The sequence below is a fragment of the Tsuneonella sp. HG222 genome (assembly GCF_053819185.1).
In genome coordinates, this window is record NZ_JBSOQZ010000001.1 from 551,189 (window position 1) to 570,082 (window position 18,894).

At 58.6% G+C, this 18,894-nt stretch carries 19 protein-coding genes; 14 read left to right on the forward strand and 5 right to left on the reverse strand.

Annotated features, from left to right (window positions below; genetic code table 11):
- Window positions 1-28 precede the first annotated feature (28 nt).
- On the reverse strand, window positions 29-871 hold the full coding sequence (locus tag ACWPMZ_RS02710) for a sulfurtransferase (RefSeq protein WP_455702475.1): 843 nt from the start codon (window positions 869-871) through the stop codon (window positions 29-31).
- A gap of 16 nt (window positions 872-887) precedes the next feature.
- Entirely contained in the window at window positions 888-2,027 is a 1,140-nt protein-coding gene (locus ACWPMZ_RS02715) for a hypothetical protein (protein WP_455702476.1), read from the reverse strand.
- Between the two features lie 103 nt (window positions 2,028-2,130).
- Here ACWPMZ_RS02715 and queF point away from each other — a divergent pair, with 103 nt between their 5' ends.
- The 3 genes from queF to ACWPMZ_RS02730 all read left to right on the forward strand — a co-directional run bounded on the left by queF (window position 2,131) and on the right by ACWPMZ_RS02730 (window position 4,667).
- Entirely contained in the window at window positions 2,131-2,601 is a 471-nt protein-coding gene (gene queF / locus ACWPMZ_RS02720; protein WP_455702477.1) for a preQ(1) synthase, read from the forward strand.
- Between the two features lie 360 nt (window positions 2,602-2,961).
- A complete protein-coding gene (locus ACWPMZ_RS02725) occupies window positions 2,962-3,960 on the forward strand; it encodes a tyrosine-type recombinase/integrase (protein WP_455702478.1) in 999 nt (332 codons plus the stop codon).
- A 335-nt stretch (window positions 3,961-4,295) separates the two neighbouring features.
- A complete protein-coding gene (locus tag ACWPMZ_RS02730) occupies window positions 4,296-4,667 on the forward strand; it encodes a hypothetical protein (RefSeq protein ID WP_455702479.1) in 372 nt (123 codons plus the stop codon).
- 7 nt (window positions 4,668-4,674) lie between these two features.
- On the opposite strand, the gene ACWPMZ_RS02735 is transcribed toward ACWPMZ_RS02730, so the two are convergent.
- Window positions 4,675-5,718, reverse strand: a complete 1,044-nt coding sequence (locus ACWPMZ_RS02735; protein WP_455702480.1) for a hypothetical protein — start codon at window positions 5,716-5,718, stop codon at window positions 4,675-4,677.
- Between the two features lie 392 nt (window positions 5,719-6,110).
- Between ACWPMZ_RS02735 and ACWPMZ_RS02740 the strand changes: the two genes are divergently transcribed.
- From ACWPMZ_RS02740 to ACWPMZ_RS02760, 5 genes are all read left to right on the forward strand, one after another.
- The gene (locus ACWPMZ_RS02740) at window positions 6,111-7,265 is read left to right on the forward strand and encodes a hypothetical protein (protein ID WP_455702481.1); all 1,155 of its coding nucleotides are present in this window, start codon (window positions 6,111-6,113) and stop codon (window positions 7,263-7,265) included.
- A 2-nt stretch (window positions 7,266-7,267) separates the two neighbouring features.
- A complete protein-coding gene (locus ACWPMZ_RS02745) occupies window positions 7,268-8,749 on the forward strand; it encodes a type IV secretion system DNA-binding domain-containing protein (RefSeq protein ID WP_455702482.1) in 1,482 nt (493 codons plus the stop codon).
- Window positions 8,750-8,854: 105 nt separating this feature from the next.
- Entirely contained in the window at window positions 8,855-9,091 is a 237-nt protein-coding gene (locus ACWPMZ_RS02750) for a hypothetical protein (RefSeq protein WP_455702483.1), read from the forward strand.
- Complete coding sequence (locus ACWPMZ_RS02755; protein ID WP_455702484.1) at window positions 9,088-9,270, forward strand: hypothetical protein; 183 nt, start codon at window positions 9,088-9,090, stop codon at window positions 9,268-9,270. Before ACWPMZ_RS02750 ends, ACWPMZ_RS02755 begins: the two co-directional genes overlap by 4 nt.
- Before the next feature lie 73 nt (window positions 9,271-9,343).
- On the forward strand, window positions 9,344-10,306 hold the full coding sequence (locus ACWPMZ_RS02760; protein ID WP_455702485.1) for a hypothetical protein: 963 nt from the start codon (window positions 9,344-9,346) through the stop codon (window positions 10,304-10,306).
- A 12-nt stretch (window positions 10,307-10,318) separates the two neighbouring features.
- Here the strand turns inward: ACWPMZ_RS02760 and ACWPMZ_RS02765 are convergent, their stop codons facing one another.
- Window positions 10,319-10,537, reverse strand: coding sequence for a hypothetical protein (locus tag ACWPMZ_RS02765; protein WP_455702486.1), 219 nt, complete (start codon window positions 10,535-10,537; stop codon window positions 10,319-10,321).
- Window positions 10,538-10,830: 293 nt separating this feature from the next.
- On the opposite strand from ACWPMZ_RS02765, the gene ACWPMZ_RS02770 reads away from it, so the two are divergent.
- The 3 genes from ACWPMZ_RS02770 (at window position 10,831) to ACWPMZ_RS02780 (ending at window position 12,827) form a co-directional block, all read left to right on the forward strand.
- Window positions 10,831-11,376, forward strand: a complete 546-nt coding sequence (locus tag ACWPMZ_RS02770) for a CHC2 zinc finger domain-containing protein (protein WP_455702487.1) — start codon at window positions 10,831-10,833, stop codon at window positions 11,374-11,376.
- A gap of 365 nt (window positions 11,377-11,741) precedes the next feature.
- Window positions 11,742-11,993: a hypothetical protein gene (locus ACWPMZ_RS02775; RefSeq protein ID WP_455702488.1), complete on the forward strand. Its 252-nt coding sequence runs from the start codon at window positions 11,742-11,744 to the stop codon at window positions 11,991-11,993.
- 87 nt (window positions 11,994-12,080) lie between these two features.
- On the forward strand, window positions 12,081-12,827 hold the full coding sequence (locus ACWPMZ_RS02780; RefSeq protein WP_455702489.1) for a DUF932 domain-containing protein: 747 nt from the start codon (window positions 12,081-12,083) through the stop codon (window positions 12,825-12,827).
- Window positions 12,828-14,073: 1,246 nt separating this feature from the next.
- Here ACWPMZ_RS02780 and ACWPMZ_RS02785 read toward each other — a convergent pair.
- Window positions 14,074-14,841: a hypothetical protein gene (locus ACWPMZ_RS02785; protein WP_455702490.1), complete on the reverse strand. Its 768-nt coding sequence runs from the start codon at window positions 14,839-14,841 to the stop codon at window positions 14,074-14,076.
- Window positions 14,842-15,295: 454 nt separating this feature from the next.
- Here ACWPMZ_RS02785 and ACWPMZ_RS02790 point away from each other — a divergent pair, with 454 nt between their 5' ends.
- From ACWPMZ_RS02790 to ACWPMZ_RS02800, 3 genes are read left to right on the forward strand one after another with little or no spacing between them, the layout of a single operon-like run.
- Window positions 15,296-15,775, forward strand: a complete 480-nt coding sequence (locus ACWPMZ_RS02790) for a terminase small subunit (RefSeq protein ID WP_455702491.1) — start codon at window positions 15,296-15,298, stop codon at window positions 15,773-15,775.
- Window positions 15,732-16,871, forward strand: coding sequence for a PBSX family phage terminase large subunit (locus ACWPMZ_RS02795; RefSeq protein ID WP_455702492.1), 1,140 nt, complete (start codon window positions 15,732-15,734; stop codon window positions 16,869-16,871). Before ACWPMZ_RS02790 ends, ACWPMZ_RS02795 begins: the two co-directional genes overlap by 44 nt.
- A 16-nt stretch (window positions 16,872-16,887) precedes the next feature.
- Complete coding sequence (locus tag ACWPMZ_RS02800; RefSeq protein ID WP_455702493.1) at window positions 16,888-18,873, forward strand: phage portal protein; 1,986 nt, start codon at window positions 16,888-16,890, stop codon at window positions 18,871-18,873.
- Window positions 18,874-18,894 lie beyond the last annotated feature (21 nt).

An 18,894-nucleotide genomic window follows, 5' to 3' on the forward strand; every position in this document is an offset into this window, starting at 1 on the left:
AGGGCGAGCGGTGAGGGGGGCGTTATCTTCAAACGGCCGGGCCCGTTTCCTTGGGGGTGCCGGGATCGGCGCCCCATTCGCTCCAGCTCCCGTCGTAGAGCGCCACGTCGTTCTTGCCGATGCGGTCGAGCGCGAAAAGCAGGCAGGCTGCGGTCACGCCGCTGCCGCAGGTGGTGACGACCGGCCGGGCAAGGTCGACCCCGGCTTCGTCGAACGCGCGCCGGATGTCGCGCTCGTCGGCGTAGGTCCCGTCGTGCGCGAAGAGCAGCCCGAACGGCAGGTTGCGCGATCGCGGGATGTGACCCTCGGCGATGCCGGGGCGAAAGTCGGGTTCTTCGCCATTGAAGCGCGCGCGCCCGCGGGCGTCGACGACCTGTTCGCGGTGCGCGCCGAGGTTGGCCAGCATCTCCGCCTTCAGCCTGATCGTGCCCGGCCCCCCGCTGGCCTCGAAATCGCCCTTGGCCACTTCTGCTTCGCCGCGTTCCAGCGGCAGGCCGTCGGCGCGCCACTTTTCCAGGCCGCCGTCGAGGATCGCCACCTGCGCGCCATAGAGGCGGGCAAGGAACCACAGGCGGGCCGAAGTGCGCACGGCGCTGTCGTCGTAGACCACGATGCGATCGCCCGCGTTCACCCCCAGCGCGCGCATCCGCTCGGCAAACTGCTCGGCCGTGGGGGCGGCATAGGGGACGTCGCTGGACCCGTCCTTGAGGCTGGCGAGATCGGCGTGGCGCGCGCCGGGGATATGCGCCGCGGCGAATTCGGCGCGGGCATCGCGTCCGGCGTCGGGCAGGTGCGACGAGGCGTCGAGCACGACGAGGCCGGGTTCGCCAAGCCGTTCGGCGAGCCAGCGGGTGGTTACGAGGCTGTCCATGCCCCCGGACTAGGGCCTAGAAGGCCCTTCCGGCAAGCCCGTCGGTCGTGCGCGGGCCGAGATCGAGGCGGATCGGCGCAAGACCAGCGCTGCCCGGAACCTGCTGGCCGACCGCGAGCGTGAAGTGGCGCGGCTCCATTCCCGGCGCGGTCACGCGAAAGCGGGCGAGCGGGACGAGCAACGCCGCGGCGCCCTGCTGCATGACCGGCAGGCTAGCCAGCGGAGTGCGCAGTTCGCCGGTCAGTTCGACCTGTTCCCCCGGCGCGATCCCGGGGATGGCGTGCGTCTCAGGCAAATCGGTGCCGGGATGAGCCAGTTGCTCCTCGCGCGAGAGCGAGGCGTGCGCGCCGCCCAGGTCCGCGGCAACCGCGATGGGGCCGAGCGGGGCGGCGCCCACGTTGGTCAGCGTCAGGCGATAGGCCAGCGCCTCGTTCATGAAGGTCTGCGTCAGCTTCACCGGGGTGATCGCGATCAGCAGCGGATGGGTCGGCTCTTCCGGCAGTGCGGGAGCCGCCGGTGCGGCCGGTTCCGGCTCCGGGAACGGGGCAGGCGCGACGGGGACCCTCGGCTTCTCGATGTCGGGCACGATCATCACCGTGCCCCGCCGGGGAAGAAAATTGCGGCGGAAATGCCATGCCGCACCGGCCAGGCCTGCGACGGCCAGGCCGAGCGCGATCCACAGCCAGGGCAGTCCGCTCGTTTCGTCGGCGGGCTGGACTGCGGGCGAGATCGGGGAGGGCGCCGCACCGGGCAGGGGCAGTGTGGTCGGAAAAGCCGTGGGAAGCGGCGCGGCGGTTTCGCCGGGTTGGGCGGGAGGAGGCGCTGCCTGGCTTAGCGTGGGCTGCGCCGCGGGCGGCGTAACCGTACGGCGCTGGGTGGGCGTGGGCCGCGGGGTCGGGGTGAAGCTGGGCAGGGTGATGCGCGGCGCGGGCGACGGTGTCGCTGCGGGCGCGGCCGGGCTCGGCGCTGGCGTCGGCGTTGGTGTGGGACCCGGCGAGGGCCGCGTAATGGGGTTGTCGGGGTCCACCGGTCCCTGCGCGCGGGGCGTGGGCGTGGAAGAGCCCGGCGGCAGGCGGAAATCGCTGGCCGCGCCGAACGCGGGGGTGCCGGCGAACAGCGCGGCGGCGGAAAGGACAAGGGCAATGCGGCTGGTCATCGGGGCGTGTCCGCTCGGCGGCAGGGCGTGAATAGCCGCTTAACCCGCCCCGTCAACGCGCACCGGCTTGTGCCACGCGCGGCAAAGCGGCATCTGGCGTGGCATGAGCGACACACCCGAAACGGCCAGACGGCCCCTGCACCTTGGCCAAGCGAGCGCGCTGCCCGCTTCGCCAGAAGAGGCGGTGCTCGACTATGTGCCCAATCCGCGCATGGGCGCACTCTACTGCGTGCGCTTCGCGGCGCCGGAATTCACCTCGCTGTGCCCGGTGACCGGCCAGCCCGATTTCGCGCACTTGGTGATCGACTATGCGCCGGGCGAGACCATCGTCGAAAGCAAGAGCCTCAAGCTGTTCCTCGGCGCGTTCCGCAACCACTGCGGCTTTCACGAAGACGTGACGGTCGGTATTGGCCAGCGGCTGTTCGCCGAAATGGGCCCGCGCTGGCTGCGCATCGGCGGTTACTGGTACCCGCGCGGCGGCATTCCGATCGACGTCTTCTGGCAGAGCGGCCCGGTGCCCGAGGGCCTTTGGGTGCCCGATCAGGGCGTCGCCGGCTACCGCGGCCGGGGCTGAGGCGTAATCCGTTTTCCTACACGCACGAAATATGAAACATGCCTTGCCGGCTCTTTGGATGGTCGGCTTTCGCGCTCCCCGCATGAAGGGCCTCCGGGATCGGCGGCGCGGGATTTGGGTGTATACTTCGTGTCACCTTTCGAGCTTCGAAGGGGAGAAGTTCCTCGCTCGGGCAGGTGCGTTCTAGCCAAAACTGGTGCCGGCTGAGGGATTTGAACCCCCGACCTTCGGTTTACAAAACCTGTATCAGTCCCCTCATGGCTCCTCATGCTGACCGGAAAGTCGTTTATTTGCAGCGCTTTGCGATCTTTGGTACATCATGACGCGCCATAGCAGGTACCACCAGCGCGAGAGACTAAAGTGACTAGAGAGAGACTACACCTTACTGACATCGGAATACGGGCGCTACCCATTCCGAACATCGGTCAAAAGACCCACTTCGAGCGTGAGGGCTTCGGGGTCCGGGTCAGTCAGGGCGGCACCAAGACCTTCGTCCAGATGATCGGTAAGGAGCGGAAGCTCCACACGATCGGCCGCGTGGGGCAAATTTCGCTCAAGGACGCCCGCCAGAAGGCAAAAGCTATCCAAGTCGCTCCGCCTGAGAAAAAGCGCCCACAATCGACCACAGAGGCCGTGGCGGCATTTCTCAAGGATGCAGAGGACCGTTGCCGACCAGCTACTGTCTCCAACTATCGTCTCTATCTCAATCGCCTCGATCAACAGCGCTTGGAGGACGTGACCAAGGCCGACGTGTCCTACACGGCCCACGCTCTCATGGCCGCGAAAGTGTTCTTCAACTGGTGCATCCGGGAGGGGCTAACCACTCACAATCCGGTCCAGTACGACAAGGTGCAGCTTGGTAAGCGGTCCCGTGTGCTCTCCGACGACGAGTTGAAAGCAATCTGGCACTACGAGCATCGCCCGTTCAGTGATCATATGAAGCTCCTCATTCTCACCGGTCAAAGGCGCAACCAGTTCAACCAGGCACAAATCCGAGGCGCCACCATCTTTTTCCCGGCTGAGGCCATGAAAGGGAAGGACGACCACACCATTCCTCTCTTGCCGATGGCCAAAGCGGTCATGGAGCGGCTGACCCCTTGGAGCGGATGGAGCAAGAGCAAGACCAGGCTCGATAAAGCGGTTCCGATACCGCCGTGGGTCATCCATGATCTACGGCGCACATTCTCAACCAACATGGCTCGCTTGCGGGTGCCGCTCCACATCACGGAGCGCATACTCGCCCACCGTTCTGGCCAAGTCTCCGGAGTGGCAGCAATATACAACCGCCACGACTTCCTTGAGGAAAGCCGGGAGGCATTGGCCAAGTACGAGGATTGGCTTACAACCATCGTCGCCTAGGCTCGCAACCTTGGCCTCGCAGCGAGGCTCCAACCGGAGTTTTGCTGTGATGGAACGGCTACTAAGCAAAAAGGCAGTACGTGAAATTGTCGGTGTAAGTTTCGCTGAGATCGACAGGCGAGAGCAAAAGGGCAGGTTTCCCAAACGCATCCGCGACGGGGGCAGGGTCTTTTGGGCTAGTTCGGAGGTCGAACGCTACGTGCTCGACAAGATCGCCGCCGCAAGGAATGCCGAACGCGGCAGCTCCTAACAGAGCTGGAAGAGGGTGTGACACTCTTGTGTTGCACCCTCTTTTCGTTGCTACTACCGCACCGCTTCCACACAGGAGTACAACGATGTCTGTCTTGGATGAAATCCGCAAACTTGACGAGCAAAAGAACGCGCTACTCAGCAAAGCCAAACAAGAAGCAATCGACCTCGCCAACCAGGGCATCAGGGCGCTGAACGAGCTTGGCTTCAATTACAAACTCGTACAGGACAACAATTCCGGCGCCACGCAGCAGCGTAGCTCCCGGCGCACGGGCATTCGTGATCAGGTGCTATCCGCCATTCAAGGCAGCGCTCAGGGTATGAACCGCTCGCAGCTCCTTGCTGCCATGGACGTGAAGGGCGATCGCTCTGGCGAACAAAGCGTCAGCAATGCCTTAGCCGCCCTCAAAAAATCTGGCAGCATCACTGCTACCAATGGTGTCTACAAAGCCAAGTAGATAGCCGTCAGTTCAGCCCGACGAGTTCGTTAACCGCCGCACTAGCAGCAGACGCGGCTTGGCTTTCCTGTCGAGCTACAGCTCCCTTTCTCAAGACCTCGATCTTGACCGCTTTCACGCCTGCTAGCTTGAAAGCGGTCGGATCGACCGTTGTGAACCGCATACCGTGGCCCTCGCGACCCTCATAATGATAGCTAGTGGTCACGTACTCTTGGATGCGCTTCCCGTTCAACAGTCGGGCGCCGTTGCTGACTGGCAGGGTGCTATCCGCGAAATCTAGCTCGAAATTGCCGTCGCGGATCATAAACACGTCGGTATCGACATTACAGTTCACCGGCACCACGATGACCGAACCGATATTGATCGTCTGCACGGTTTCAGGGCACTCGGGTTGGGGCGCAAACTTTGCCTCATGCCGAGCGATCGCGTCAGCCGAAATCCGTTCTCCAAGCCGATTGAACGCGATATCGATCACAGGCTCGCGGCCTTCGTACTTGAACACTTCCTCTTTCGGCGTAAGCTTGAGGGTCCGGTCGTTGTCGGTGTATTCCTCGGAGATAAGCTCCCGAATGTACCGCGTCGCAAACTCCGGCCCGACTCCGTCATACCCCCACGCTGGACGGCCACTTTCATCGCGCGGCAGTTCCCGCACGTCGTAGGTGTGAGTGCAACCCGCTTTCAGTCGAAAGATTTGGCCAAGCTGGACAACTGGCACGTAATCGTCCGGGGGACAGCCGCCAGACAACAGGCTCTCCTCCGAACCAGCCCACTCACTGGCTGATCCTTCCGCACTATCGATTGCCTTAGTGACGAGGCTTCCAATGCCCGAGTTGAGCACGATTATGATCAGAGCAAGCCATCCGGTAAGCCTTACCGTTTCCGGCCAGGAGAACGTGCGCTGCCGAGCAAGCGCACCACTACCGACGATCATCGCGACAGCGAGTATCAGCTTCCAAGCGAAGGAGAGATCGGATTGCGCTAGCATCAAAGCGGCCACGATGAAGGCGATGCCACAGCCGACATCGAAGGCTCTAATGCGAGCGAGATCCATTATTCCCTCCAACCGTCCCGCGGGCATCTAAACACGGCACATCCCTAGCCACAAGGCTGCGGTCAGTCCGTGCATTTGTGTGCAGTCTTAAAAATCGACCGACAACCACAGAACCATTACAGAACCTACGTTTCCGCACACTGTCCGTCAGCGCTACGCGCATGACCCCAACCTATCTCCCTTGGTTCCACTATCGGGAAGCCGGTCGAAGGTTGGGGTCATGCGCTCCACTTCGTTTCGCTTAGACGGACAGGTGCGGACCATTCGCTAAAGGACAAAACTTTTTCACGGTACAATGGTACTGGACCACAGTTCTTGCCCGGTCCGTACAAGCCGCACATCCTGTTACTGCACGGTGATCCCTGCGGCTCGGGGCGGCGGGCACTCGACACATGCACAACCATTACATTGGACAACCTGGCACTGGCAAAACCGAACATATTCTCACAACTACCGACGCAGCGATCCAAGCTGACGAAGCGGTAATTTTCATAGACCCAAACGGTGATGCGGTGGATCGGCTCGCCACGATCATTCCCCCACGACGGTACAATCACACCGTTCTTTTCGACTTTTCCAGAGAAGATGAGGTACCGGTTTTCAACTTCCTCGGTGACGGCAAAAACGCGCCATTGATCGCTTCAATCAGCGCTGAAATGGTGAAAGACGTTTCCGGCTATGAGGACACCGCCACGCCGGTTTTGTGGAACTACCTGTTCTTTTCCTTTGCTGCGCTCAGCGAGGCCAAGGAGCCGTTGTATGGCTGGCGCTACATCCTCACTGACCCGATGTACCGATCGAGCGTCCTTGACCGTGTAACGGACATAGAGGTCCTGTCCTTTTGGGAGGACCATGAAAGCTACAAACCTCAGAGGCAGTCAGAGCTCATTGCTTCCTGTTTGAACAAGGCCACGCTCTTGATGAGCGACCCGCGTATCAGACGATCGCTCGCGATGTCCGAGATGTCCTTTAACGTATCGGACACGCTTAAGCGGGGCATTCTTTTGGTGAAGCTACCTCAGCGCATTCTCTCAAAGCCGCGGGTGGAGCTCTACGGCTCCCTGTTGATCTCTGGTTTGCTCCACCATGCTGAACGCCGCAACGGGGCGATCCCGCTCAATTTCATCACCGATGATAGCTGGCTGTTTGCGCCGTCAGTGATCAAGCAGCTCGTAGCCTCTCCACCAGGGGCGAACATCCGCGCGACCGTGGTCCAGCAGTACATCAAGCAGCTCAAGCCCGCTTGCTACGATGCCGTGGTGGGCGCCGCTCAGATGACCTATATTTTTCGTACCTCACGTGACGATGCCACGGCTTTGTATGACCGCATGGAGCTCGATCAGAAGCGCACCACACGCTTCGATCAACTGGTGCCATATCAGTTCCGCTTTGCCCCGTTCTGGTCCTCTCACCGCGCCGAATTTGCGGCGCTGCAAGATGGCCGCTATCCCGATGCTATAAAGGACATCCGCTGGCGAGCACGACGGGGACGGGTTGTGACGCCGCAGGAAGCGGACCGGGCTATTAGATCGCTCCGAGGGGGTTAGGCTTGATCTACGTCATCATCGCGATCGCAGTGCTCAACACCATTTTCAACGGTCGGCTAGCGCTGCGCTACATCAAAGACAGTCCAAACATCCCTGGCCTTCTCGTGTTCGCCAGTTGGGCGTGTGTACCGGCCGCGATCGCGCTGACCAATCCCCTCATTCACCAACTCCTTGTGGCTGTAGGGGCGGTGGCGCTCCTCTATCCGCTGATCTTGATGGTGATCGATCGCCATGTGGAGAAGCCAGCAGCCATCCAGGCACCACCTGAGCCAGTGGTGGAGCCAAAGGTACATCCTCAGCTCCCGGACGATCTACGCACCTCGCATACGGTGATTGTTTCCCTGTCTGGCCACGGCAAAACCCAGCTACTTCAAAGTCTGATCCTCGATGACATCGATAAGGATCAAACCGTCGTCGTTCTCGACAGCCAGACACACCTCATTCGCAACCTATTGAACGTGGTCCCAGCTAACCGCCTCACCTATCTAACGCCTACTGACACCGATTATCCGCTCGCGCTCAACCTCTTTGAGAAGGGGCAGGACCCCGAGCTCTTTGAGTATATTTTCAGTGCGCTCGATGCAGACATGACCTCGAAACAAGCGATGCTCTACCGCTACCTGGCGCGTCTCGTTTCGGCCATTCCCGGTGGCAACATCGCGACGATGCAAGAGCTCTTGGAGCGAGGCGGAACGGGCAAGTATCACGCCGAGCTCTCGACCTTGCCGCCGACCGTTCAGGCATTCTTTCAGAACGAGTTCAACACGCGCCAGTACGAGGAAACCAAGCAGCAGATCGGCCGCCGCCTCTACACCTTGCTCGAAAACGACAGCTTCCGGGCCATGTTCACGGCTAAGGAAATGAAGCTCAATCTCGCCCAGGAAATGGGCGAGGGCAGGGTAATCTTGATCGACGCCAGTAAGCGCGTTCTCAAGGGCAGCGCCTTCAAGATTTTCGGGCGCTTCTTCATCGCGCAGATCGCGAGAGCCATCTTCGAGCGAGAGCACCCATACGCCAAGCGGGTCTCCATCTACATCGACGAGTTCCAAGAGTACGCTCGGGAAGAAGAGTTCGTGGAGGAGCTGTTCACCCAGGCCCGCAAATATAACGTTGCCCTGACCGTGGCTTTCCAGTTTCTTGATCAGCTCCCTGTGGCCGTTCGGGCAGCTATCCTCTCGAACACGATCATAAAAATGGTCGGTGAGACATCTTCGGCAGACCGGCGGGCTATGGCGAATGAGATAGGGGTCCCTCACGAAAATCTCGCGCTCTTGCACAAGGGCACCTTCATGACGAAGGCGGGGCAACAGCGGTTCGGCTTCAAGGTCCCATTTGGACGTTTGGAGGCTGAGGGGCAGCGCACTAAAAAGGAGCTCAACCTAATCCGCGATGCTATGCGGCAGCGCTACGCCACAAGCGAAGATGACATTGTGCCGGAGCCGCTACCAAAAGGCGCCGATCCTTTCGCTGATGAGCCTACCTAGTTATCCACTTGACTGATTGCTGGTTATGTATGCGAGTGGTGTAAACCCTTGCGTACTTGTATGCGTTGTATATACTGTATGCATACAAGTTAACAACAAACAAGTATGAAATTAAACGATCTAAAGACCTACGAGCTCACATTCAGTTTTGACTACCTAAGCGGACCTAAAGATACTGAGGCTAGCCGGTTCGAGAAGGGCGAGCTCTTCTTCAACAACAACGAGTACGGTGTGTTCTATTCTGTAAAGGATGGTGCGCAAATCTCTCACGCTGTAGCCGCCAAGATGGGCCGAGAGATGAAAGCGAAGATGTTTATCGAGGCAACCGTTCAGCTTGTATGATGGAAACAGACAACAAGCAAATCCGCATCAATGCGGAAACCCACCGGAAGCTACTCGATTTGAAGGTTCAGGCAGTCCAGGTCCACGGCACCATGCCGTCCTATGACGATGTAATTTGCGACCTGATTGAAATTGCGAAAAACAACGACACAATTTACAATCGCTTCCGCTCCTCATAGTGACCTTACTCACCCATAGTACATAATCCCGCCCGTCCTATTTCGGGCGGTTTTGTGATGCTACAATGAGTGCATGACTGCACGCACTGAACTACCAGAGGAAGTGAAGACCGCGAGCGCAAAAGCGGCGAGCTTGGACGTGCTCCAGGTTATCTACGAGCACAACCTCATCCGGTCCCGGCTCATCCAAACGCTCTTGCCGCAGCGCCACGCCAGGGGCGTCTTGAACACCCTCATGATCCTCAAGAATGCGCGGCTCATCACCCGCATCACGATCGATCGCTACGACCCCGACGTGTATATGATCACGAGCGAGGGTGAGGACTTCCTTTTCAAGCACCGCGGCCGCCCCGACGTGGCAGTAAACTTCTATCGGCCTCGCGAGGATTACCGGATCGAGTTCGATCACAAGCTCGGTATCAGCCAGACGATCGGCAACGTCCGCGCTGGCCTCATGGAGACCACGGCCCGTTTCATCCCCCATGGCGAGATCACCAGGTTAGCGGGCATTCCCGACGACGTACCGCTCAAGCTCCGCGTTGAAGGTGGCTGCATGATCAAGGGCCAGTGGCGAGCCCTGCCGCCAAAATCGTACATCGAGCCCGATGGCATCTTTGGCGTGGAGTATGCGCCAGGCCAGGCAAACTACTTTGCCCTTGAGTATCAGCGCACCGGCAAGGTCCGCTCAGACACCCTCGTTGGGGTGTCTTCGATGCGCAAAAAATACGTGGGCTACGGCGACATCATCATCAACAAACGCTTCAAAGAGTGGGGCATCGCAAACCTCGCCGTGTTGAGCGTTTTCACTGAGGAGAAGGACCTGACAGCTTCGCTCAAGCTGTGCGGGGAAATGCACCCGATCGAGCAGTACCCGACAGGCGCGAGACCCTTCTATCACACGCTCCAGCTTCCCTTCCGGCTCACTGAGAACGGCTACAGCCGTGCAGCCTTACCGAACCCCGACTTGGCAACGGACAAGTGGCAGCGCGTCGGTTGTGACGATCGCGCCATCTATGAAAAAGGACCCGCTGTTTAGGCGGGTCCGGTATTAGAGCGAGCTGACGTACGCTTCGGCGCGTTCGAGCACCTTGGCGGCGTTCAGCAGATCGCCGGTGTTGAGAGCACCCGTGTTCTTGAGCTCGTCCCCGTCCTTGTAGACGCGTTCAAGCGTGACCGAGTGCCAGTCGCCGTTGGTACCGGCGTTCTTCCACACCGAGGCCGTGACGGCGCCGATGCGGAACTTCTTTACGGGAGCGTTCCCGGACATAAGGGACTACCTTTCTCCAGCGACGTGCTGGTGGGGAGCGCCCTTACGGAGTTGTGGCCCGCAGTCCTTCGGGTGACTTCCACACTAGCGTAATATCCCAGGGCGAGCCCCATCAACACACCGCTTTGCTGTGCTATCCGCCAAGACCATCGCAACGGGTTCGATCTCCCACGATGGTATTAGCGGTCTATCACGAGAGCCGAACATAAGCTCGGCGGACAGCACAGCAATCTACACCAATAGTACCACAAAAATGCTAGAATGTAGCAAGGTAGTACACAAAGGAGGCTGTGATGCCGTACCTCGACTTTGCTGCAATCAAGGAAGATCACACCATTGAGAGCGTCGCTGATCGCTTGGGCCTTGAGCTCAAGAAGAACGGCGCTCAACTCCGCGGGCCATGCCCGAGTGGGAAGGGTGGCGAGCGAGCGCTTGTCATTACCCCGGAGAAGGGAGCCTGGTACAGTTTCGGGCTCAACAAGGGCGGCGACTGCATATCGCTGGTGTCGCTCGTACACGGTCTATCCCCGAAGGACGCCGCCGCGTGGATCGTCGGGGATCAACAGCCAGAGAAGAAGAAGCCGGAAGCGGCCGAAAAGGAACGAGCGGCCGAAGAGCCCAGTGAGGGTTTCAAGCCGCTCGAATACCTAGTGTCCGATCACGATGCCGTTACTGCGCTTGGTTTCGACCCCACGTTCGCAGCATCGGTTGGTATCGGGTACGCCCCTAGAGGCGTCATGCGTGGCACCATAGCCGTTCCAGTAAGGAGTAGCAAGGGAAAATTGCTTGGTTACATCGGAGTGACCGACGCCAAGCTACCAAGCAACTGGCACCTCTAAAAACTTTTCTAAGCCCCGCCTAGTGCGGGGTTTTTTTCCAATTTCAGCCATCCGTATATTGGGGGTACATTACACTTTTTTTGCATTGGGGCACTCGGGAGAAATTTTTGCGCTTCTCATGCTTCCTCATAAGGTACTGTTTGATCTTACCTTCTCATCCGAACCGTTTTCAGATCCGAAAATATGTGATCAATAAGCGTTCCCTAGCAACGAGAGGAAGGGAACCAATGACTACTCGGAAACGCCGTCGTAAGACGAAGCCCACATGGGCTGCCTACCGTAAGGGTGTCAAGAAGGAGTTCAAGAGCATCGGCCGCGCCTACGCGAAAGAGGCGAAGAGCTGGTTCGGCTTCTAAGAGAGTGCCATGGCCAGCAAAGCCGATCCCCGAGCCCGCGGCTTCAACTACGGCTCACCTTCACGCGCAGGCGATCGCCCACCCATCTACTTCGAGGCAATGAAGATCGCCAACGCTCTCAGTCAGGAGGCAGCCCGCGCCGGTCAAGAAGCGTGGAGCCTCCAAATGGCGGCCAGGCATGTCCGAATGGCTTGTACGCCAGAAGAGCTGGAGCGAACAGTCGAAAACCTAGAACGGGCAGTGAAGCCCTACCTCAACTGATACAACTAACCCCGCTCTCACCAAGCGGGGTTTCTTCTTGCATGGTACAATTTTGGTAGTTTGGTCTTTAACAAGAGGAGACTACCAATGGGTTTGATGCTTCATGCGGGCGCCGAGCCCGTTCCTTATGGCGAGCTTCGCCACCTTCCCATCCCCGCAGCCACTGCAACCCACGTCCCGATCGCCCACCAGGCGGTCGTCGATATGGTGAAATACAGCCTGGGCTTCTTCGGCCATGAAGTCGTCGAGGAAGACTACGGCGTCACCCCGGACGGCGCGCGCTTCTTCGGCCTTCTCTCGCTTCGCAGCCAGTACGGTGATTACACCGACACGGTTGGATTGCGGAACAGCCACGACAAGAAGTTCCCGATCGGCATCAGCTTCGGCAGTCGCGTCTTCGTTTGCGATAACCTCGCATTCGCGGGCGATCACGTCATCCGCCGCAAGCACACCGCCAACGCCAAGCGCGACCTTCCCGGCCTCGTTGCCGAGGTGGTGGAGCCGCTTCGCGATCAGCGGTTGCTTCAAGCTCAGGTGTTCGACGGCTACCGGCGTCGGCGTCTCGAAGTACATGAGGTCGATGCTGCGATCATGCAGCTCTACCGCCGCGAGGTCATCAACGTGACCAGGATCGCGGATGTGCTCGAAGCCTACGAGAAACCACCCCATGATTGGGGAGGGGAAACGGCCTGGCGCCTCTTCAATGCCACCACGTTCGCTCTTGCGGGCAAGGTGGCAGAAAACCCCGCCAGCACGCGTGCGCTGCACGATGTCATCGACGGCTACTGCCCTCCGGTGAACACCAAGCAGCTCGCATTGCCGCACTTTGCTTAAAGCCAGAGCCATTCCTTCGGGGATGGCTCTTTCTTTCGCATTTGCAGGCTACTGCCGACTGTAGTCCTGACTATCGTCGGCAAGGTAAACACCATCGCCGAGGTGATTTCTCGCCCGCTGCGTCGAGAGAACCCTAATCTTGTTTTGTGCGACCGGCCGTAACTGCAGGCCGGTTTCCTCGTGCACGTAATACCCGACCGTTCTGTCCCAATCCAACCGGACTGGCACCGCCTCACTCTCCCCTGCTTCGCAATACCAAGCTCTGAGTTCAATCGCTCTGTTGCTAGTGCGCGACTGTTTGATTGAGATACACCCTGGTCCACCATCCTCCCATTTGGTTCCAACCATGGTGCGAGTGAATGCTACCTCGCTCGCTACACGGGCCTCATGGCCAGGTCCTGTTCCAGGATGGGGAGGGGGTGGAGCCCAGGTTCCATTCTCGGGCTTTACAATTGGCGTAGTTCGCAGAGTGTTTGTGCCATTCGTCTTCACGGTCACAGTTTCTCGAAGGCCAGGTCGGGCGGGAGGGGAGATTACTGCATTTTCCTCAGGACGGCATTCAAGGCGAGCCTTTAGGAGGGAGCTCTTCCGATTGGCCCAAGCGACATCCTTCTCCACCTTCGTCCGGCGGCTGATCGGGATGGTCTCCAGAATCTCCGGCTTACCTTTCTCATCATGGACTATCACGTCGCAGGTGCCAGGCCGACCAATTACGTTTGTCGGTGCCGTGCTAATCGCGACTTTTGCGGCAGAATTTGCATGGGCCTGGGCTGAAGTTGGGCTTACACCTGATCTCGGCGGCAGCGATCCTTGCCAAGTGGGCGACAGCGAGCTTTCCGGGCAATGAGTGTAAGTTTGGCCACCAAAATTATAGCTGGTTGGGCTGATCACTCGCACCCTGATGGGCACCTCTTTGCCAGTCTCGCGATCAAAGACGTTATCGCCCCAGGTCGAACCGCTTATAGGCTTGGGATAGACATTGGGGATCCTCCCCGCCGAGATGAACTCGCCATTGAACCATTGCAGTGTCGCATTGGACCCTTGGCTACAGCGCGTCCCGGAAGCGACGTAGGCTCCAACTTTGACCGGCATTTCTTGCGCCGCAGCGTTGGAAGACGCCAACCATAGGGCACTTGCGGCCGCCACGCAGATCGCAGAATAACGTGCCTGACGCTTGATCATACGTTCGCCCTCCCGGAGCCTCGAATAGAGCCCGAATTGCATAGAAGAGCAAGCTACAACGGGACTACGACTGGCTCCAGCCAGGCGGGATGATCGGCCCCGCTAGCTTCGCAAGTCTAAGCTCAAGTTGGGTAGACAGCTCCGCCAAACCCTCATCGTTGTTTAGGTACCCTAGGTACCGATGATGCTGCACATCAAAGGGCACATCGGTTTTATGCTGCGCGATGGGGACCACTGTCTTCCCGAGCGTATGGGCGATGCCACACTCGTAAAATACGTTCGGGTTTCGGCCGCTAAAGTCGCAAATGACGATGCTGGAGCGCCAGATCAGCGAGAACACGTCCTGGATGATGGTAGAGTGCTCCCAGATGTCATCGACGCGCTTGCAGGACAGCCCAGCAGCCGCACAGGCCGCTTTGATCGCCGTGTAAACTCGGGAGAAGCCAGGATCGAACGGCATCATGACAGCGACCAAAGAGGGATCGACGGGCGCGTCAGGCACCTCAAAGATCGTCGGAGTGAAGAACACGCGCTTCTTGCCGTTGGCACCAGGTAGGACCACGCCACCACCAGCTTTATCGAGCACGAAGTTTTCGATTACGTCGATATTGCCTTGGCTTTTTGAGACCATCGTAACTAGCATATCGAGGACATGGCCGGGGTAGTCATCGTCGCCAAAATCCCAGCTTCTCAGCAGCCGTTGGTGACCCTTGACCTCATTGAGGCAGCCGGTGAGCAGACCGAGTTCAAGCCAGTTTTCCCGGTCGAATTTCTCAGCGATCGCAACCTTAAGAGGGATGATCCGGCGCTGTTCGTCTTCGTTGAGGTGCATCGCTCTCGCCTATCCGAGATTTCTAGGACGTGCCAGTTCCCTCCCCTGCCGAGCTGTGTCACTCCTCCGAGCCATATTTAGAGCCATCGAAGGCAGCAGGGTAGTGGTGAAGGGGTTTGAGCTATCCCCATGCAGCAGACCAGGTTGGGCTGCACCAGACTGTTATAATCAACGCAAGGTCGCGGTTTATCAGCCAATCTTCATCTATTGAAACTCACTGATCGAGCACACCTCATTGTCTTAGCTTGGTACGAGCGGGGCATTGAGCGCGGGGTCTACCTCCGGGATGTACCCTTTCACGATTTAACGCCCGAGCACCGGGACCAGCTCTTTCAAGAGGCTCAGATACTAGCCCGCCGAACTCCCCTGCTACCAGTCCGAAAACGCAAGCAATGGGATCGCCGCCGCTGGATATGGATGGAGCATGGAAGCAAGCGATGATACAATTTCTATAATGTCAACTACCAAGTCCAAACCAAAGAAAGCTGCGCCCGTCGGCCGTCCTAGCAAATACACTCCTGTCGTATTGACGCAGACGCGGGAGTACATCGCATCGTGCCGGGACAGCGTGAAGCTCTTTCATAAGACCCGCGGCGACAAGTCTGACACGTTCGAGCGACTGGTGTTCGCCAATATCCCGACCAAGGAAGGGCTAGCGCTCCACTTAGGCGTGCACCGGGATACTGTGCAGGAGTGGGCCAAGCATCACCCGGAATTTTCCGTCGCTTTAGAGCAGCTCGATCAAAAACAGCGCGACATGCTCATCAAGGGAGGGCTCTCAGGCCAGTACAATCCCATGATCACAAAACTCGTTCTCTCATCCAACCACGGCATGAGGGAGAAGACCGACGTGACTAGCGACGACAAGCCGCTGCCAACCCCAATCATCAATGTTTCAGGAGACAACAGCCACCCGGAAGATCAAGCGGCTTAGCAAGCGCATACGGGCCGTTCAGGGCGGTACCTCAGCCTCTAAGACCATCAGTATTTTGCTGATCCTGATTGCCCTGGCGCAATCAGACGATCCTAGCTCCCCCACTCTCACGTCAATCGTTTCCGAGAGCCTACCGCACCTCAAGCGAGGTGCCATTCGTGACTTCCTACGCATCCTCAAGGAGCATGGGTACTACGACGACACCAGGTGGAACCGGTCCGATTTTGTCTACACCTTTGAGACCGGCAGCCAGATCGAATTCTTCTCGGCCGATCAGCCAGACAAGCTCCGCGGGGCACGTCGCCAGCGCCTCTATATCAACGAGGCCAACAACGTCGATTTTGACGCCTTTGAGCAGCTTGAGGTGCGTACCAGCGACGCCATTTGGCTCGACTGGAATCCGAGCTCCGAGTTCTGGTTCTACACCGACGTGGTGGGGAAGCGGGACGACGTTGACCACATCACGATCACGTACCTGGACAATGAGGCGCTAGACCCACGGACCGTCGCATCGATCGAGCAGCGCAAGAACCGGCCGCAGTGGTGGAAGGTCTACGGCTTAGGCGAGCTAGGGGAGATCGAAGGCCGCATCTACACAGGCTGGCAGGTTATCGACGAGCTGCCGCACGAAGCCAGGCTCAAGAGCATCGGACTCGACTTCGGCTACACCAACGATCCAACCGCAGCGATAGCAATCTACGAGTATAACGGCGGGCTCATCTTCGATGAGGTGATCTACCGCAAAGGCATGAGCAACAAGGCTATTGCCGACGCTTTAGGGACCTACGAAGGGGCCCTTGTGCTCGCCGACGGCGCAGAACCCAAATCTATTGATGAAATCAGACTGTACGGCATCAACATCATGGCCGCGACCAAGGGACCGGGGAGTGTCAACCAAGGCATCGCTTTCATCCAGGACCAGAAGGTGTCCGTCACCAAGCGGTCCACTTGGCTCTTAAAGGAGTACCGAAACTACATGTGGCTCAAGGACAAAGCGGGCAAGGTCACTAACAATCCGCAGGACTATGACAATCACGGGCTGGACGCCTGCCGGTACGGCAGCGGTGCAAAGCGGGCAGGGCTGCTATTCGCCTAATGTATAATCTTCTTATATGCGCAATCCCTTTCGAGGACTACTAAAAACCAGAAGCAAGTCGGTCACAATCCACAAACTGCCAGGCTTAACCGGCTTTGATGGCCTCAAGGACATCGCCAGCCTCAGCTCATACAAGGACAGCCTGTACCTCTTTATCGGCGTATCAATGATCGCCAAGCGCGTCGCTGGCATCCCGTTTGAGCTTTACAAGATCAAGAACAAGAAGGGCGACGTGGCGGAGGTGTTCGATCACCCGCTTCTAGCGCTCATCAATGACCCCAACGACTTCCAATCACCCCGAGAGTTCATGGAGCTTTCGACGGCCTACTACCTGCTTTCCGGGGACTGTTTCTGGTTGCTCGATAGGGAAGGCAGCACCATCAAACAGATGGCCACCCTCAAGCCGGACCTGGTTGAGATCGCCCTGGCGCCGGACGGCCGTACCATCGTTGGCTACGAGTACCGCACGGACACATTGCAGCGCTTCGCGCCCGAGGACGTGCTTCACATCCGCAACATTGATCCAAACAACCCGCTCCGCGGTATCGGCATTGTGACCCCGGCTCGATCCCGCATTCTGACCGAGACTGAGGCCACCGCCTACCAGGCCAATTTCTTCAAAAACCAAGGCCGACCGGACATGGCCGTGTTCGCGGACGTGGACGTGACTGAGGGCCAAGCCGACGATTTCCGCACCCGCTGGCGCAACGTGTTTGGTGGACGGGGCAGCAGCACGGGTAGCGTGGGGATCTTCGGCCGCAACGTGAAGTCGGTCCAAGAGCTCAACAAAACGCCGAAAGAGATGGATTTCATCGCGACCCAGCAGTTTCTTCGCGACGATATTCTGGCAGCGCTCCGCATCCCCAAGGCCATGGTCACGAGCGACGACGTGAACCTCGCAAACGCCAAAGAAGGCTACCGTGTCTTTCTCCAGGAAGCGGTTATTCCCGTCTTTGGAGCCTTCCTAGACGCCATCAATCACCGGCTTGTGCCCCAAGTGGATATTTCAGTTTTTTTCAGTTTCACGGACCCTGTGCCGGTCGATCGTGAGGTGCTTTTGAAGGAGGCTACCGAACTCAAGAGCAAAGGGATCATCACCGCTAACGAAGCCCGGTCCCTATTCAACTACGAGGCGCTTGAAGGCGCTGACGAGCTCGCCACCCAGCAAACCAATCCAGCGCTCACCGAGACTGCCAAGCAGTTCATCCGCAAACGTCCGCTACTCGTGAAAAAGCTCGACGTGATCGAGAAGATGGCAGGGGTGCTTTTGCGCGAAGAGCCCAAGCGCCAAATGAACAGCATCTTCACCAGCCAATCGCAAAAAGAAGCCTACGCTAAGGCATTCAATGACCGCGCCGATCGCAAGGCTGAGAAGGTCAAGGAAGCGCTCGATACCTTCCACGACGGCATGTTGAAGCGCATCCTCGATAACGAGCTCAGTCCGACCACGTTCATGGACCTGATTGGCGAGAAATCAGCGGCTAAGGCCACGTTCGGTCCGATCATGACGAACCTGTACAAGGAGGCGGGCCAGGAGGCTCTAGATGCTCTTTTCAGGAAGTCTGGCGAGCACTTCTTCGTCGATGCGGTCCTACTCGCAGCGATCGACGGCCGAGTGAGCTTCTTCACCAACTCAATGGTCGAGACCACCTTCCAGGTGCTCAAAGAGAAGATCACAGACGGCATCAAAGAAGGCCAGAACCCCGAGAAGATCGGCCGCAACATCCGAGACTACTTTGATGACATGAGCGTCAAGCGCGCTCGCACGATCGCGCAGACCGAGACCAACTTCGTACTCTCGAAAGCGACCGATGACGCCTACCAGCAATCCGCCATCGTGACGGGTAAGGAATGGCTGACCGTAGGCGATGAGAAGGTCCGGCCGGAGCACGCCGACAACAACGGGCAGATTGTCCCGAAAGGTGCCGCGTTTCCGAACGGTGAGAGCCACCCTGGCGAACACTCAGTGAATTGCCGCTGCGTGCTTCTACCAGCGGTTTAGCAGGAGCGTTTCTTCATCATG

Excerpts from the sequence above, each read along its gene's own strand:
- ACWPMZ_RS02795 (WP_455702492.1), top strand. The coding sequence starts at position 15,732 with ATGTTTCAGGAGACAACAGCCACCCGGAAGATCAAGCGGCTTAGCAAG.
- ACWPMZ_RS02740 (WP_455702481.1), top strand. The coding sequence starts at position 6,111 with ATGCACAACCATTACATTGGACAACCTGGCACTGGCAAAACCGAACAT.
- ACWPMZ_RS02735 (WP_455702480.1), bottom strand. The coding sequence starts at position 5,718 with ATGGATCTCGCTCGCATTAGAGCCTTCGATGTCGGCTGTGGCATCGCC.
- ACWPMZ_RS02760 (WP_455702485.1), top strand. The coding sequence starts at position 9,344 with ATGACTGCACGCACTGAACTACCAGAGGAAGTGAAGACCGCGAGCGCA.
- ACWPMZ_RS02755 (WP_455702484.1), top strand. The coding sequence starts at position 9,088 with ATGATGGAAACAGACAACAAGCAAATCCGCATCAATGCGGAAACCCAC.
- ACWPMZ_RS02770 (WP_455702487.1), top strand. The coding sequence starts at position 10,831 with ATGCCGTACCTCGACTTTGCTGCAATCAAGGAAGATCACACCATTGAG.
- ACWPMZ_RS02730 (WP_455702479.1), top strand. The coding sequence starts at position 4,296 with ATGTCTGTCTTGGATGAAATCCGCAAACTTGACGAGCAAAAGAACGCG.
- ACWPMZ_RS02750 (WP_455702483.1), top strand. The coding sequence starts at position 8,855 with ATGAAATTAAACGATCTAAAGACCTACGAGCTCACATTCAGTTTTGAC.
- ACWPMZ_RS02790 (WP_455702491.1), top strand. The coding sequence starts at position 15,296 with ATGTCAACTACCAAGTCCAAACCAAAGAAAGCTGCGCCCGTCGGCCGT.
- ACWPMZ_RS02780 (WP_455702489.1), top strand. The coding sequence starts at position 12,081 with ATGGGTTTGATGCTTCATGCGGGCGCCGAGCCCGTTCCTTATGGCGAG.
- ACWPMZ_RS02785 (WP_455702490.1), bottom strand. The coding sequence starts at position 14,841 with ATGCACCTCAACGAAGACGAACAGCGCCGGATCATCCCTCTTAAGGTT.
- ACWPMZ_RS02800 (WP_455702493.1), top strand. The coding sequence starts at position 16,888 with ATGCGCAATCCCTTTCGAGGACTACTAAAAACCAGAAGCAAGTCGGTC.
- queF (WP_455702477.1), top strand. The coding sequence starts at position 2,131 with ATGAGCGACACACCCGAAACGGCCAGACGGCCCCTGCACCTTGGCCAA.
- ACWPMZ_RS02710 (WP_455702475.1), bottom strand. The coding sequence starts at position 871 with ATGGACAGCCTCGTAACCACCCGCTGGCTCGCCGAACGGCTTGGCGAA.
- ACWPMZ_RS02775 (WP_455702488.1), top strand. The coding sequence starts at position 11,742 with ATGGCCAGCAAAGCCGATCCCCGAGCCCGCGGCTTCAACTACGGCTCA.
- ACWPMZ_RS02765 (WP_455702486.1), bottom strand. The coding sequence starts at position 10,537 with ATGTCCGGGAACGCTCCCGTAAAGAAGTTCCGCATCGGCGCCGTCACG.
- ACWPMZ_RS02715 (WP_455702476.1), bottom strand. The coding sequence starts at position 2,027 with ATGACCAGCCGCATTGCCCTTGTCCTTTCCGCCGCCGCGCTGTTCGCC.